This is a genomic window from Microvirga pudoricolor (assembly GCF_016892705.1).
In the GTDB taxonomy this organism is placed as follows: Bacteria; Pseudomonadota; Alphaproteobacteria; order Rhizobiales; family Beijerinckiaceae; genus Microvirga; species Microvirga pudoricolor.
Genome location: NZ_JAFEMB010000008.1, coordinates 107,846 through 121,431, shown reverse-complemented (window position 1 = coordinate 121,431; position 13,586 = coordinate 107,846). Strand labels below are relative to the sequence as shown.

The following is a 13,586-nucleotide window of genomic DNA, read 5'->3' as shown; positions in this document are numbered from 1 at the left end:
CCCTCCCGGTTGGCTCATGCTACGCCCTCCCCCTTGGGAAAAGCCGGAGGCGATGGGCCTCCGGAAGGTGGGAGAAGATGGTGGCGGGGCGGCCGCGCCCCGCCGAACACGGAAGCGATCAGCTTGCCGGATCGCTTTTGATCGCCTGGATGGCGTCGTAGTCGGACTTGCGATAGCCGAAGGACTCGAAGCTCACATTCTTCAGAACGGTCTGCTTGAAGTCCTCCTTGTCGACCTCGCTCACGTTCAGGCCCTTCTCCTTGAAGAAGCCGACGAGCTCCTTCTCCTTGGCTTGGATCTCCTTGGTGGCCCGCGTCGCGGCTTCCTGGGCGACCTCGGTGAAGATCTTCTTGTCCTCGTCGGACAGCTTCTTCCACAACTGTGAGGACACGACCGTGTTCAGGTGATCGACGATGTGCCCGGTGAGCGCGATGTTCTTCTGCACCTCGTAGAACTTCTTCGCCTCGATGGTGGTGAGAGGGTTCTCCTGCGCTTCCACGGTGCCGTTCTGGAGCGCCAGGTACACTTCCGCGAAGGCGATGGGCGAGGTGTTCGCCCCGCAGGCCCGCGGCATGGCCAGATAGGCCGGAACGTCAGGCACACGGATCTTCAGGCCCTTCAGATCGGCACAGCCCTTGATGGGCTTGTTCGACGAGGTGTGGCGCGCGCCGTAATAGGTCACGGAAAGGATCTGGTGGCCCGTCTTGTCGGTGTAACCCTTGGCAAGCTCCTTGAACACGTCGCTCTTGGTGTAGGCCAGGAGGTGGTTCGAGTCGCGGAAGACGTAAGGGTAGTAGGTCACCCCGATGGGCGGATAAGCGCGAGCCGCGAAGCTCGATCCCGAGATGATCATGTCGACAGAGCCAAGCGACAGGCCCTGGTTGATATCGGTTTCCTTGCCGAGCTGGGAGGCCGGATATACGTCGATGGAGTAGCGCCCGTTGGTGCGTTTGGCGATCTCGCCGGCGGCCCAGACGGACTGGGTGTGGAACGGCTCCGAGGTTTCATAGACATGGGCCCATTTGAGCTTCGTCTGGGCATCGGCGGCACCGGCCGTGACCGCGAGGCCGATTGCGGCGGCAAGGATTGCGGACCATTTCATCGTCATCTTTGCTTCCTCCTGGTGGTTTTGGTTGGCAGGGTCTGCGGATCCTCCGCCTGCCTGCTGTGGCCGGGCGCCGGGCCCGTTCCTGGCGGGGAGGACGGAGCCTCCCCGAAGCCTCGCGTGAAGCGCTCGGCCGAGAGCTTCAGGTGGCGACGCATGGCCGCTTGAGCCGCCCCGGCGTCGCCGCTCGCGATCGCGTCGCGGATGGCCCTGTGCTCATCGAGCGCTTGCCGCCACGTATTGGCATTCTCGAAATAACTGGCGAGCTGCTGAAAATACGGGTTGATCCGCTGGTCGAACAACTGTCCCACGAAGCGGGCCAGCACGCCGTTCTCGATGGATGCCGCGATGGCGACGTGAAACTCGCGGTCAAGTTCGATCCATCGGCTGTCCGCGCCGTTGCGTCCCATGCGGTCGAGAATGTCGTCGAGAACCCGCACGTGGAAGGATTTGGCAAGTCTGGCGGCCTCTCCGGCCACGGAGGATTCCACGATCTCCCTGGCATGAAGGACCTCGAACGGACCCTCCGGGGGCTCGACGGATTTGCGCCAGGGGATCCGCCGCGCCGATGTCTCCAGAACGTAGATCCCCGACCCGACGACGATCCGCACCAAACCCTCGACCTCGAGGGCGATAAGCGCCTCGCGAACGCTGGGGCGCGACACGCCGAGGCTGTCCGCGAGTTCGCGCTCCGACGGCAGACGTCCGCCCACGGGAAACTCACCGTTCTCGATCAGTTCGCGGAGCTGATCGGCGATCTGGCGGTAGAGTCGACGCGGTTCGACGGCCTTGAGCGGCAAGGGCCTCTCCTGCAAACGTTCCCATCCCTGGCGCCGTCGTTGCGGCGGGGCCCCAACTTGAAAGTGGTCTGGCCAATTGACCAAATTAGGCCGCCGCAACCGTCGCGTGTCAAGACGTTCGACTGCAAGAAGGTATTCGACTTGCGTCTACTGAATTCTATTGCTTCGCAGCCGCCGCAACTGCTTGCGAATGCTTGACGCATCCGCAGCAATTTCAGGCTTGGATCGTCGCGGATTTCACCGCGTTTCTGGAGAACGAATTGCTTGAGCCGCATGATCGTCTCAAGTCGACATGGCCCCGCCTCCGGATCGGACCGAGCGGGAGACCAGAGCATGGCCGACGCTAGAAGCCCTTTTGCCGCCGCGAGCCGATAGCGAGCTTTTCGACGAGGTCACCCGTGATGGGCCGACTAGCCGAGAACGTAATCCCGGTCTTGCTCGCCTTGAGTTTGGATGCTGCGATCTCGTCGGCATGGGCGGCAATCGCAGCGGGGTCGACATACAGCCCGCATTGCTTGCTGAAGGCCGCGTAACCCGCGATGATCATGCCGTCGATCTGAAATCCGGGCATATCGTACTTGATGACTGCCTCCGCATCCGGCAGCGTCCGCGCGAGCTGGTCTCGAACTTGGACCAGCATGACCCTTAGATGCTCTGGTGCGGCAGCGATATAGGCGTCATGGTCGAGGGGCTTCGTCATCCCGGAACTATGGCGTCCTGGAGCCCTGAAGGCAACATATCGCCAGGACCGTCCCGGTTAGGGCGACGCATGATCCCTGCCGGCCAGGTGAGGAACGCGGGAGGCCGTCAGTCGAGGAATGTCACGGTCGTTCCCTTCTTGACCATCTTGGCAAGCGCCTCGACGTCCCAGTTCGTCAGGCGCACGCAGCCTTGCGAATAGGCCTTGCCCACCTTGTCGGGGTCGGGGGTACCGTGGATGCCGAAGGAGTCGATGGAGAGATCGATCCAGGTGGAGCCGACGGGATTGTTGGGGCCAGGCTTGACCACGAATTTCTCCTTGGCCTTCACGCCCTTGAATTTGTAATCCGGATTGTAGGTGTATGTCGGGTTGCGGGCGATGCCCTGCACCTTGTGAGACCCGCTTGGAGCAGGTTTCTCTTCGCTGCCGATGGACGCGGGATAGACCGCGATCAGCGAGCCGTCCTCGCCCAGGGCGCGCAAGAGGTGACGGCCTTTGTCGACTTCAATTTTCGCGACTTTCCCGTCATGTTCGGCGCGGCTTGCCAATACGTTGGCCACCACGATAGCCGTGCCCGCCTTGTCGAAAGCCTTGCCGGGATTGAGTGCTTTCAGCAGGTCCTGGTCCATGTGAAAGCGCTCGGCCAGCATCTCGGCCGGAGACGTGTAGGAGAGGCGCTCGAGACCGGCCTGCTCCTCGAGGCCATCCGGAATCTTTTCGACGAATGGACCTTTCAGGTCCTCGTCGGTGATGGTGTATTCGGTCACGACGGGATCGGACGAGGTCTCGTTCAGCTTGGACCAGACGGCTTCGTCGATTTTTCCGTCGTTGCGGGCGTCGCGGGCCTCGCCGAAGGACCGGAGCGCGTTCCGCAGATTATCTCCGTCATGTCCGTCCACGACGCCGGGCGAGAAGCGGGCCCTGTCGAGCAGGACCTGGGCCTTGAGGATGACCGGATCGATCTTTCCTTTTCCGGCGTTCGGTTTGGTCGAGAAGGTGGCTTGATTGATGGTGTCGGGCGCCAGCCCTTCGGAACCCGCCGCCCAAGCCGAACCGATCCCCATGGCGAAAGCCGCAATCCAAACCATACGCTTCATCCGACACTCCATCCTTGCGCCGACATAAAGAAGCGAGGCCGCCGCCGTGTTCCCTCGCCCTACTGGCAAATCCGGTAATCGCCCTTCCGCTCCCGCAGGTCGAGGTGGAGGTGGTTCCCGTGCGCCTCATCGGATCCGGGTCCGAGCACGGTGGTGAACACCTTGCAGGCCTCCGAACGGACGCTTTCCTGAAAGGCCGCCTCGGGCGAGTCGATCTTCTGGAAGTCCACCGTGAGCGCTTTGCGCTTGGCGAACTCAAATCCCATGATGTCGACGCCGTTGCCGAAGGCATGCTCGCTGAGCTTGCTTCCCGAGGTCTGGTTCCGGCACTGATAGGAGGTGCCGATCGCCAGTTTCGTGACGGAGGTCTGGAAGGCCTTGTCAGCCTGCGCCTTCACGGAATCGCCGGTCCAGCGTGCGAGCGCCTCCGCGAGCGGACAGGTCATCAGGGAGGCAGGCGACAGAGCGATGCCCCCCGGCAATTGGGACACCATGACGGGGTTTCGCACGCTGCAGGCCTCGTCACGAACGGGCGGCCGGGTCTCGAATTTGATGCCGAGGGCCGTCAGCCTGTCCCGGCAGGCGGCATCCTCGGCGAGTTGCTCCTTGTCGGGCGGTGCGGCGTCCGTGGGTTTCGCGTCATCCGCGCGCTTGCCGGAATCCTTTACGGCGTCTCCGGTTGGCTCAGCCGGCTTCACGGCGGGGCGATCCGGGCGCGGCGGGGGCAGCGGTGGCGACGCCGGCTGGGCAAAAACTGGCCCAGCGGCGACCATGAGCAAGAGCGCTCCAGCGCCGATCCGTCCGAGGCCCAACCTCATGCCGCCTCCCCTGTCTCCCCCGATAATTATGGCGCGTGCCCCCGCCCTCAAGCCCAAACCTTATGCCTAAGCCTGACGCCCAAGCGGAACCATTGGGAACGGCTGCCGGTTCTCGGTTGGACGGGAGACATGGGCCGGGCATGGCGTCGGATATGGTGCAACTGCTGAAGACGGCTTTCATCGGTTGGTGGAACGACCGGGCCATGAGCCTTGGGGCGTCCATCGCATTCTTCACCGTGTTCTCGCTTGCGCCGATGCTCCTGGCCGCCATCGCGGTGGCCGCCCTCGCCTTCGGGCGCGAGGCCGCACAGGGCGCCATCGTGACGGAGTTGGGCGGATTGATCGGCGGATCGTCCGCTGCCGCGATCGAAGCGCTGATCGTCAGCGCCAGCAATGTGGGCTCGGGCATCGTCGGCACCGCCATCGGACTGACAACCTTCCTTCTCCTGGTCACGGGCGCAGTGGTGGAACTCCAGGACGATCTCAACATCATCTGGAAGGTGAAGGCCCCCGAGGCTTACGGCATCATGGCCTTCATCCGGACCCGGCTCCTCAGCCTGGCCTTCGTGCTGGGCATCGGGTTCCTGCTGATGGCCTCGCTCATCATCGATACGGGCCTGTCTGCGCTCGGCGCCTATCTCGAAGCGGGCTTTTCCGGCGCGAAGACGGTGCTGTGGGTTCTCAACAGCCTCGTGGCCTTCGCCGTCTCCACCCTGCTCTTCGCCATGATCTTCAAGGTCCTGCCAGCCGTGCGCCTGACATGGCATGACGTCGCCGCCGGGGCCGTGGTGACGGCCCTGTTGTTCACCATCGGCAAGTTCCTGATCGGGTACTACCTGGGGCGGAGCGGCGTCGCATCCGCCTACGGAGCCGCCGCGTCCATCATCACGATCCTGCTCTGGATCTACTACTCGGCTCTCATCCTGCTCTTCGGAGCCGAGTTCACCAAGGCCTACGCGGAAAACCGGGGCAGCCGCCGCGACAAGGCTCACCACCCCTCCGACGAGGCCAATCCGGTCGAGCGGGCGGCGCCAGCCCTCGCGCTTCAGTCGAACAGGCCAACCAGCAGTTCATAGGAGCGCTTGCGTGCGGCGTGGTCGTGCACCGCAGCCGTGATCATGAGCTCGTCGGGCTCAGTCGCCTCGATCAGCGGACGCAGCAATTCGCGCACCGTATCGGGACTGCCGACGAAGAGACGCTCCCGGTTCCGGCGGACGAGGGCGCGCTCCGAATCGCTGTAGGGATAAGCCAGCGCGTCATCCGGCCTCGGAATGGGGCCGAACTCGCCCCGCATCCGCAGAACGAAATTGTAGTCCGCGCTGGAAGCGAGGCGCTCAGCCTCTTCGTCGGTCTCGGCGCAGATCACGGCCGTGGCCAGGATGGCATGCGGTGTCTCGCGCCACTGGGAGGGTTGAAACCCACGGCGGTAGCTCATCATGCTGTCTTCAGCGTCATGGTTCGCGAAATGATGCGCGAAGGCGAATCCCAGGCCGAGCCTCGCCGACAGATGCGCGCTGTAATCGCTCGACCCCAGCAGCCAGATCGGCGGCAAGGGCACTCCGGACGGCATGACCTCGATCTTCCGGAACGGATGGCCGTCCGGGAAGGAGCGTGTCTCGAGGAGCATGAGTTCCTGCAGGCGCTCCCAGAAATCGTCCCGCCCGCGCTCCTCCTGCAGGCGGCGCAAGGCATAAGAGGTGACCGGATCCGTGCCGGGAGCGCGTCCGAGGCCGAGGTCGATGCGCCCGGGATACAAGGCCTCGAGTAGCTTGAAGCGCTCGGCGACCATGAGAGGGGCATGGTTCGGCAGCATCACGCCTCCCGATCCGACGCGGATGCGTTCCGTCACGGCCGCGATCTGGCCGATCATGATCTCTGGCGCTCCGCTCGCCACGGAGGGCAGGTTATGGTGCTCGGCCACCCAGAACCGTGTGTAGCCAAGCCCATCCACGTGTGAGGCCAGATCGAGGGTGTTGCGCAGGGCATCGGCGGGCGTCGAGCCGGCAGCCACGAAGGAAAGGTCGAGAACGGACAGAGGCAGCATGATGGTTTCCGATGGGGCCGCACGGGCCGATCCCCCGCATATAGGCATCCCTGCCCTGCTCAGGCATGGCCTTGCGGAATGGCTGCCCTGCCACAGATCGTCTCCGTCACAAGGAGTGCGATATGGAACACCGTCAACTCGGCCGCTCCGGCCTCACGGTACCGACGCTTTGCATCGGCAGCAACGTTTTCGGCTGGACGGCCGACGAGACTACGTCCTTCAAGGTACTGGACGCGTTCGCCGAGGCAGGCCTCACGTTCATCGACACGGCCGACGTGTATTCGAGCTGGGTGCCGGGCCATAAGGGCGGCGAGTCGGAGACCATTATCGGGAAGTGGATGAAGGAGCGCGGCAATCGCGATAAGGTCATCCTGGCCACCAAGGTAGCGTCCGAGATGGGACCGGGCCGCAAGGGGCTGTCGAAGGCGTATATCCGCTCCGCCGTTGAGGAGTCCCTGAAGCGTCTCCAAACCGACCGGATCGACCTCTACCAGTCGCATTGGGACGACCCGGACACGCCGCAGGAGGAGACGCTCTCGGCCTACGCGGACCTGATCCGCGACGGGAAGGTGCGGGCCATCGGGGCGTCGAACTTCACGCGGGAGCGGCTCGCCTCAGCGCAGCAGATCAGCGCGAAGGAAGGATTGCCGCGTTACGAGAGCCTCCAACCTCTCTACAATCTGTATGACAGGTCCGAATACGAAGCGGACCTCGAGGGCTATTGCCGGGAAAACGAGATCGGGGTCATTCCCTATTACGGCCTCGCGAGTGGCTTTCTCACAGGCAAATACCGTTCGGAAGCGGATTTCGGCAAGAGCCAGCGCGGCGGACGGATGGAAAAGTACCTGAACGACCGGGGGCGTCGGATCCTGGCAGCGTTGGATGCGGTCTCGCGGAAGCATGGAGCGAACCCAGCCCAGGTCGCCCTCGCCTGGCTCATGGCCCGGCCGGGCCTGACGGCCCCGATCGCCAGCGCGACGTCGGTGGAGCAGACCCGGGACCTGATCGCATCAACGCAGCTCAAGCTAGACGGCGAAGACGTCGAGGCCCTCAACCGCGCGTCCTCCTGAGGCCTACAACGAAGCGGGGCCATCAGCCCCGCTCCGGCACTGGTGAGCCGTTATTTCTGGTGCTGGCCAGGATCGCGTTGGCCCTGCTGGGACTGCTTGTTAGCGTCCTGCTGACGGCCTTGCGGGTTGCCCATCGGCTTGTTGGGCTGATTCCCCTGCTGCTGCTGGCTGCCTTTGTTCTTCTGGGTCTGATCGTTTTGATGCTGAGCCATGACGGTTCCTTTCGTCTGTGGACCCAACCCCAGTTACCAACAGCCTTCGGGTTCGGAGGTTCAAGCTTCGCCAGAAATTTAACCTCTAAGCGCCTCAGGAATATCGCTTAACATCCCTGACAAATGCCGCGGCGCACCTTCTCGTCGATCCGCCGCGCCTGGCGGTCCAATTCGCGCTCCCGATCCGTCTTCTGGGGCTCCAGCGTCGCGCCGCCTGTTGCCCGCCCACCACCGCCCGGACCGACGCCTCCCGCAGCATCCGACCCGCCGGCCCGGTTGACGGCACCGGTGGCGGAATTGCCCGTCGCGGGGCTGCCGCTGCTCCCTTCCGTGCCGGGCGGAGGGGTCGGCGCCGACAATGTGCTCGGGGCAGAACCCGGAGAACCCACCCCAGAACCTCCTGGCGTTCCCGAAGTGGCGCCCGCCGAACCGGGTGACCCTACGGAACTTGAAGAGCCGGAAGACCCACCAGAAGACCCGCCCGAGCCGCCAGAACTGGAGCCTCCGCTCTGGGCCAGAGCCGACCCGGCCAGGGCCAGCGTGGCGATCATGGCTGTCGTCGCAAACAGGCGCATCGTTCTCAATCCCGGAAATCCATCGATGACCGTCAACGTCTTGGCTGGCCCAGAGTTGCAGGCCGCCAAACAGCCAAGGTCACTGGGCCGTCGGGATCCAGGACCTGCGGCGGCCCTTGATCGAGGCCATGGGAGGCAAGGACCTCCTCGGCGCTCATCCCCCGGTCGCAAGCTTCGAACAGGGCAATGCCCCCGCGCAGGCGTGAACCATGGGCGCGGGATAGGTGGAATGCGTCGTATCCGATGGCGAGAAAGAGATCGAACACTCTCTTGCCGCCCGGCACCGCCACCCGCCCTCCTTGGGGCAGGACCGTCTCGGCCACGCTGTCCCAGGACAGGGCCGATGGGTTCCACCACCAAGCGTCTGGCCGTTTCTCCAGGCCAGTGGCGGCAGAGGACAGGACGAGCCTGGGGCGGTTGCGTCGGTTGGGATTGGCCTCATGCCCAAGACGTCCGAGCGCGCTCAGGTCGGCTTCGTCGAGCCCGGCCTGGAAATAGGCCCAATCGGCTTCGTTGCGCAGGACGTCCGGCATCCGGCCCCCTTCATCCGCGATCCGGTCGTCATCCGTCACGATGGCATAGCCATGAATCTCGATACCGCTCACCTGGGCTCCTTCATGCGGGACTGTTCCGGCCCCCATAGAGGATGGCGGCTCGCATGAGAACGTAGAGAACACAAGCATTCAGCCCATGCCACAGGAAGTGGGTGCCGATGGGGATGGCCGCACAGGCTGCGGCGTCAGCGGACCGGAAGGCGAGAGACACCGCGAAGACGGAACCCGCGCCTGCGAGCGCAAGCCCAGGTCCTCGCCGGTCGAGGGCCAGACAGGCGAGCCCGACGCCGAAGAGCGCCAGGACGGCGGGAATGTACCCAACCGAGCCGTTCAGTCCCGGGCCTGACAAGAGCCCGAACCAGAGGCGGCCGAAGTTCATGTTGAAGATGACGAACGAACCGGTCGCGAGGCCTGCTCCTACCCGTCCGAGGCCGAGGTAGCGCCGCATCGCCAGGTAGAAATAGCCGTAGATGAACAGCCCGATGGGCACGACGTCAGCGAGCAGCGACCACCGGTTGGCCAAGGTGTGAAACAGAAAACTGCCGATCCCGACGCTGAAGGCGACTGCGATCAGGCACAGGCCGGGCCAGTCCCGCTCCTCCCTGCCCCGCCAGAGCAGGAAGGCGGCCAGTGCCGCCAGGATGAATGCCGCGTTGGATATTGCATTGAGTGGCTCGGCCCAGAACCCGACGCCGGCTCGCTCGCAGTAGTGATCGACAGGGGTAAGCCAGGATTCGGACATGACGGGGCAACCGTGGGGATGAAGGCGCGTTCCACCTTGCCAGCCCGCGATGAAAATCCCATGAAACGTGTGGAAGCCCAGCAGAGACAGAGCCAATGCGGATCGCCACCTGGAACGTGAACTCCATCAAGCAGCGCCTGGAGCATCTTGCAACCTTCGTGCGGAGCGCCGAGCCGGACGTGCTGTGCTTGCAAGAGCTGAAATGCATGGACGAGGCCTTCCCGCGGGCAGAAGTGGAGGGCCTGGGTTACAATGTCGTCACCCATGGCCAGAAGGCCTATAACGGCGTGGCGATCCTCTCGAAGAAGCCTCTAGAGGAGATCCGCCGGGGTCTTCCGGGAGACGAAACGGACGAGCAGGCCCGCTATCTCGAGGGCGTGGTCTCGACCGACGACGGCCGGGTCCTCCGGGTCGCGTCCATCTACCTCCCCAACGGCAACCCCATCGGCACGCCGAAATTCGACTACAAGCTCTCCTGGTTCGACCGCCTGACCCGGCACGCGGAGGGTCTCCTGACGCTCGAGGAGCCGCTGGTTCTGTGCGGGGACTACAATGTGATTCCCGAGCCCAAGGACGCCGCCAATCCGGATGGCTGGACCGGTGACGCGCTGTTCCAGCCCGAGAGCCGCGCCAAGCTGCGAACGCTGACGAGCCTGGGCCTGACCGACGCCGTCCGGGCCTGCAGCGACGGAGAGGGGCTCTATACCTTCTGGGACTATCAGGCGGGCGCATTCCAGCGGAATAACGGCATCCGCATCGACCACCTGCTTCTCTCGCCTCAGGCGGCCGACAGGCTCAGGACCGCTTCGATCCGCAAGGAAGTGCGCGGCTGGGACAAGCCGTCCGACCACGTGCCCGTGATGGTGGACCTCGATATCGACTGAAATCCGGGTTCAGCGCCGCTGCATGTATTGCTCGAGCATCGCCAGCGCGAGCTTGCGGTCGCTTTCTCCTGAGGCCGCGAAGGCCTGCTCGTACAGGTCCGAGATCCACTGCTCCTTGACCGGATCAGCGGCCTCGCGGGCGAGCGTCAGCCACATGAGGCCCCGCGCCCGCTGGCGGGAGACGCCCTGGCCGTTGAACAGCAGCCGCCCGAGCATGGCCTGCGAGGCGTGATGCCCCTTCTCGGCCGCGAGGTTGAACCACCGCGCCGCCATGCGGGAATCCTTCTCGACGCCCGTGCCCTCCATGTAGAGCCGCGCCAGGTTATACTGGGCGTTCGAGTCGCTGTAATACGTGGCCGCGTAGCTGAACATCTCCACGGCGCGGGTCGGATTGGCGCTCACGTAGGTGTTGCTGATGCCGTCGAGGAAATAGGTGCCGAGCGCCACGAACGCGCTCGCGACCACGGGGGCGTTGGGAGAATCCGGGCTCTCGTCGGCGTTCTGGTCCGCCAGCTTGGAAAAGAACTCGAACGCCTTCAGGTCGTCGTGCTGGACGCCGTCACCGTCCGCATACATGCGCCCGAGCTTCCAGAGCGCGAGGGTATGCCCCTGGCCAGCCGCATATTCCAGCGCCTGGGCGGCGCCGCGCTTGTCGCCCGCATTGTAGTCGCGGATGCCGTCGCGAACCGCCTCGCGGGCCGAGCTGTACTTGGAATTGGGCGCGAGCGGCGTCGGACGCGGGGCCGCGTCGAGGGCAAGGGCCGCCCCGGATCCGACCAAGGTGATGCCGAGCGCGGCGGCGATGAGACTAAACGTCCGCATAGGTTTCTTTTTCTGCGGCGCCGCCCGGATGGGTTACGGCCCCATCCCGCGCGGAACCGACGGTTTGTGCATATTTCCAGAGATAGCCGGAGGTCGCGGTCGTCTCGCGCGGGGACCACTCGGCCCGGCGGCGCGCCAGCTCCTCGTCGGACAACTCCACCTCGATAGTGCCCTCGATGGCGTCGAGAACGATCATGTCGCCGTCGCGGATCAGCCCGATCGGACCGCCCACCGCCGCTTCCGGCCCTACATGGCCGATGCAGAAGCCCCGCGTCGCCCCAGAGAATCGCCCGTCCGTGATGAGCGCGACCTTGTCGCCCATGCCCTGACCGTAGAGGGCGGCCGTGGTCGACAGCATCTCGCGCATGCCGGGGCCGCCGCGTGGACCCTCGTAGCGGATCACAAGCACGTCGCCTTCCTTGTAGGTGCGGCTGCTCACGGCCTCGAAGCAGGCCTCCTCGCCGTCGAAGCAGCGGGCCGGACCCCGGAATACCTGCTTCTCCACAGGCATGCCGGCCACCTTCACGATGGCGCCCTCGGGCGCGAGATTGCCGCGCAGTCCGACGACGCCGCCGGTCGGCGTGATGGGCCGGTCGGCGGGCCGGACCACGTCCTGGTCCGGGTTCCATTTCACGCCGGCGAGGTTCTCGGCCATCGTGCGGCCGGTCACGGTCATCTCGTCGCCGTGCATGTAGCCGTGGTCGAGGAGGGTCTTCATGAGGAGCGGGATGCCGCCGACCTCGAACATGTCCTTGGCCACGTAGCGGCCGCCGGGCTTCAGGTCGGCGATATAGGGCGTGCGCCGGAAGATCTCGGCCACGTCGAACAGGTCGAACTTGATGCCGATTTCATGGGCGATGGCAGGCAGGTGCAAGGCCGCGTTGGTCGAGCCCCCGGAGGCCGCCACCACGGTCGCGGCGTTCTCCAGCGCCTTGCGGGTGACGATATCCCGAGGGCGGATGTTTTGGCGGATGAGTTCCACCACCATCTCGCCCGCCATGGCGCAGAACCGGTCGCGGATCTCGTACGGGGCCGGGGCGCCGGCCGAATAGGGCAGCGCGAGGCCGATGGCCTCGGACACGGTCGCCATGGTGTTGGCGGTGAACTGGGCGCCGCAGGCTCCGGCCGACGGGCAGGCCACCTGCTCCAGCTCGGTCAGGTCCTCGTCGGACATCTCGCCGACGGAATGCTTGCCCACGGCCTCGAACAGATCCTGTACCGTCACCTGCTTGCCCCGGAAGGAACCCGGGAGGATCGAGCCGCCATAGATGAAGATCGACGGCACGTTGAGGCGGACCATCGCCATCATCATGCCGGGCAGGGACTTGTCGCAGCCCGCCATGCCCACGAGTGCATCGTAGGAATGGCCGCGCATGGTCAGCTCGACCGAATCGGCGATCACCTCCCGCGACGGGAGCGAGGCCTTCATGCCTTGATGGCCCATGGCGATGCCGTCCGTCACCGTGATGGTGCAGAACTCGCGGGGCGTGCCGCCTGCGGCCGCGACACCCTTCTTCACGGATTGGGCCTGGCGCATGAGGGAGATGTTGCAGGGAGCGGCCTCGTTCCAGCAGGTCGCGACGCCTACGAGCGGCTGGGCGATCTGCTCGCGAGTCAGGCCCATGGCATAGAGGTAGGAGCGGTGCGGGGCGCGTGCCGGTCCCTCCGTCACGTGACGGCTGGGCAACCTCGATTTGTCGATCAGGCGCGCATCCATGGACTCGTACTCTTCCCCAAGCACCCCTCACCCGGAGGACCCTCGGCGGCATATCTCTCTAGTTCCAAAAGGTTAGGAACCGGTGTGATCTGCCACGCACGACGCCGAACACGCAACGATCCTGAAGGGTGAGACAGGGCGGTCTCGGGGCCCGCATTCCTCAGGGGACGGATTGCCGTAAAGCGTTAGGTTTGAAGCACTTAATCCTGCCGTCCCAGGTGCTCCCGGTTTATGGCGGGATCGCGGCGGAGCTTGGGCCAAGAACGGCAAGATCAGGAAGGTTTGAGGGTGTTGCGCCGCAGCAACATTTTTCCGAGCGGCTGGGGGTGCCACGTATCCTCCGCCCCAGCGGGGAAGGTCGGATCGCACGAGCGACCGGGATGGGGGTTGAGACGTCGAAGCGCTCCATCGGTCGCGGGAGCACAAACCTCCTGACCGTCATGGCC

Annotated in this window: 15 protein-coding genes; 3 read left to right on the top strand and 12 right to left on the bottom strand. The window is 64.8% G+C overall.

The features are described from left to right. Positions 1-118 precede the first annotated feature (118 nt). The 5 genes from ILT42_RS20820 to ILT42_RS20800 all read right to left on the bottom strand — a co-directional run bounded on the left by ILT42_RS20820 (position 119) and on the right by ILT42_RS20800 (position 4,520). Positions 119-1,102 (bottom strand): sialic acid TRAP transporter substrate-binding protein SiaP, encoded by a 984-nt coding sequence (locus ILT42_RS20820; RefSeq protein WP_407664650.1) that lies wholly within the window; start codon positions 1,100-1,102, stop codon positions 119-121. A 2-nt stretch (positions 1,103-1,104) separates the two neighbouring features. Then, complete coding sequence (locus tag ILT42_RS20815) at positions 1,105-1,905, bottom strand: FadR/GntR family transcriptional regulator (protein ID WP_204217816.1); 801 nt, start codon at positions 1,903-1,905, stop codon at positions 1,105-1,107. A gap of 343 nt (positions 1,906-2,248) precedes the next feature. Next, complete coding sequence (locus ILT42_RS20810; RefSeq protein WP_204217815.1) at positions 2,249-2,605, bottom strand: iron chaperone; 357 nt, start codon at positions 2,603-2,605, stop codon at positions 2,249-2,251. Between the two features lie 107 nt (positions 2,606-2,712). Continuing rightward, positions 2,713-3,702: a L,D-transpeptidase gene (locus ILT42_RS20805; RefSeq protein ID WP_204217814.1), complete on the bottom strand. Its 990-nt coding sequence runs from the start codon at positions 3,700-3,702 to the stop codon at positions 2,713-2,715. 59 nt (positions 3,703-3,761) lie between these two features. After that, positions 3,762-4,520 (bottom strand): extensin-like domain-containing protein, encoded by a 759-nt coding sequence (locus ILT42_RS20800; protein WP_204217813.1) that lies wholly within the window; start codon positions 4,518-4,520, stop codon positions 3,762-3,764. 140 nt (positions 4,521-4,660) lie between these two features. Here ILT42_RS20800 and ILT42_RS20795 point away from each other — a divergent pair, with 140 nt between their 5' ends. Next, positions 4,661-5,596: a YihY/virulence factor BrkB family protein gene (locus tag ILT42_RS20795; RefSeq protein ID WP_204217812.1), complete on the top strand. Its 936-nt coding sequence runs from the start codon at positions 4,661-4,663 to the stop codon at positions 5,594-5,596. On the opposite strand, the gene ILT42_RS20790 is transcribed toward ILT42_RS20795, so the two are convergent. Further along, entirely contained in the window at positions 5,566-6,564 is a 999-nt protein-coding gene (locus ILT42_RS20790; protein WP_204217811.1) for an LLM class flavin-dependent oxidoreductase, read from the bottom strand. The two genes, ILT42_RS20795 and ILT42_RS20790, sit on opposite strands and share 31 nt — an antisense overlap. 122 nt (positions 6,565-6,686) lie before the next feature. Between ILT42_RS20790 and ILT42_RS20785 the strand changes: the two genes are divergently transcribed. Beyond that, positions 6,687-7,634: an aldo/keto reductase gene (locus tag ILT42_RS20785; RefSeq protein ID WP_204217810.1), complete on the top strand. Its 948-nt coding sequence runs from the start codon at positions 6,687-6,689 to the stop codon at positions 7,632-7,634. Positions 7,635-7,684: 50 nt separating this feature from the next. Here the strand turns inward: ILT42_RS20785 and ILT42_RS20780 are convergent, their stop codons facing one another. The 4 genes from ILT42_RS20780 to ILT42_RS20765 form a co-directional block, all read right to left on the bottom strand. Further along, positions 7,685-7,846, bottom strand: a complete 162-nt coding sequence (locus ILT42_RS20780) for a hypothetical protein (protein WP_204217809.1) — start codon at positions 7,844-7,846, stop codon at positions 7,685-7,687. A 107-nt stretch (positions 7,847-7,953) separates the two neighbouring features. Continuing rightward, positions 7,954-8,235, bottom strand: a complete 282-nt coding sequence (locus tag ILT42_RS20775) for a hypothetical protein (RefSeq protein WP_204217808.1) — start codon at positions 8,233-8,235, stop codon at positions 7,954-7,956. A gap of 218 nt (positions 8,236-8,453) precedes the next feature. Then, the gene (locus ILT42_RS20770) at positions 8,454-9,026 is read right to left on the bottom strand and encodes a hypothetical protein (RefSeq protein WP_204217807.1); all 573 of its coding nucleotides are present in this window, start codon (positions 9,024-9,026) and stop codon (positions 8,454-8,456) included. Positions 9,027-9,036: 10 nt separating this feature from the next. Further along, positions 9,037-9,717, bottom strand: a complete 681-nt coding sequence (locus ILT42_RS20765; protein WP_204217806.1) for a hypothetical protein — start codon at positions 9,715-9,717, stop codon at positions 9,037-9,039. A 95-nt stretch (positions 9,718-9,812) separates the two neighbouring features. Between ILT42_RS20765 and xth the strand changes: the two genes are divergently transcribed. Continuing rightward, on the top strand, positions 9,813-10,601 hold the full coding sequence (gene xth, locus ILT42_RS20760; protein WP_204217805.1) for an exodeoxyribonuclease III: 789 nt from the start codon (positions 9,813-9,815) through the stop codon (positions 10,599-10,601). Between the two features lie 9 nt (positions 10,602-10,610). Here the strand turns inward: xth and ILT42_RS20755 are convergent, their stop codons facing one another. Then, positions 10,611-11,423 carry a tetratricopeptide repeat protein gene (locus ILT42_RS20755; RefSeq protein WP_204217804.1) on the bottom strand — a complete coding sequence of 271 codons (813 nt, stop codon included), beginning with the start codon at positions 11,421-11,423 and terminating at the stop codon, positions 10,611-10,613. Next, positions 11,410-13,140, bottom strand: a complete 1,731-nt coding sequence (ilvD, locus tag ILT42_RS20750; RefSeq protein ID WP_204217803.1) for a dihydroxy-acid dehydratase — start codon at positions 13,138-13,140, stop codon at positions 11,410-11,412. The genes ILT42_RS20755 and ilvD overlap by 14 nt, the downstream gene beginning before the upstream one ends. Positions 13,141-13,586 lie beyond the last annotated feature (446 nt).

What these genes read in the sequence shown, in the direction of transcription:
- ILT42_RS20820 (WP_407664650.1), bottom strand. Translation starts at nt 1,102, where the DNA reads ATGAAATGGTCCGCAATCCTTGCCGCCGCAATCGGCCTCGCGGTCACG.
- ILT42_RS20810 (WP_204217815.1), bottom strand. Translation starts at nt 2,605, where the DNA reads ATGACGAAGCCCCTCGACCATGACGCCTATATCGCTGCCGCACCAGAG.
- ILT42_RS20805 (WP_204217814.1), bottom strand. Translation starts at nt 3,702, where the DNA reads ATGAAGCGTATGGTTTGGATTGCGGCTTTCGCCATGGGGATCGGTTCG.
- ILT42_RS20800 (WP_204217813.1), bottom strand. Translation starts at nt 4,520, where the DNA reads ATGAGGTTGGGCCTCGGACGGATCGGCGCTGGAGCGCTCTTGCTCATG.
- ILT42_RS20795 (WP_204217812.1), top strand. Translation starts at nt 4,661, where the DNA reads ATGGCGTCGGATATGGTGCAACTGCTGAAGACGGCTTTCATCGGTTGG.
- ILT42_RS20790 (WP_204217811.1), bottom strand. Translation starts at nt 6,564, where the DNA reads ATGCTGCCTCTGTCCGTTCTCGACCTTTCCTTCGTGGCTGCCGGCTCG.
- ILT42_RS20785 (WP_204217810.1), top strand. Translation starts at nt 6,687, where the DNA reads ATGGAACACCGTCAACTCGGCCGCTCCGGCCTCACGGTACCGACGCTT.
- ILT42_RS20780 (WP_204217809.1), bottom strand. Translation starts at nt 7,846, where the DNA reads ATGGCTCAGCATCAAAACGATCAGACCCAGAAGAACAAAGGCAGCCAG.
- ILT42_RS20765 (WP_204217806.1), bottom strand. Translation starts at nt 9,717, where the DNA reads ATGTCCGAATCCTGGCTTACCCCTGTCGATCACTACTGCGAGCGAGCC.
- xth (WP_204217805.1), top strand. Translation starts at nt 9,813, where the DNA reads ATGCGGATCGCCACCTGGAACGTGAACTCCATCAAGCAGCGCCTGGAG.
- ILT42_RS20755 (WP_204217804.1), bottom strand. Translation starts at nt 11,423, where the DNA reads ATGCGGACGTTTAGTCTCATCGCCGCCGCGCTCGGCATCACCTTGGTC.
- ilvD (WP_204217803.1), bottom strand. Translation starts at nt 13,140, where the DNA reads ATGGATGCGCGCCTGATCGACAAATCGAGGTTGCCCAGCCGTCACGTG.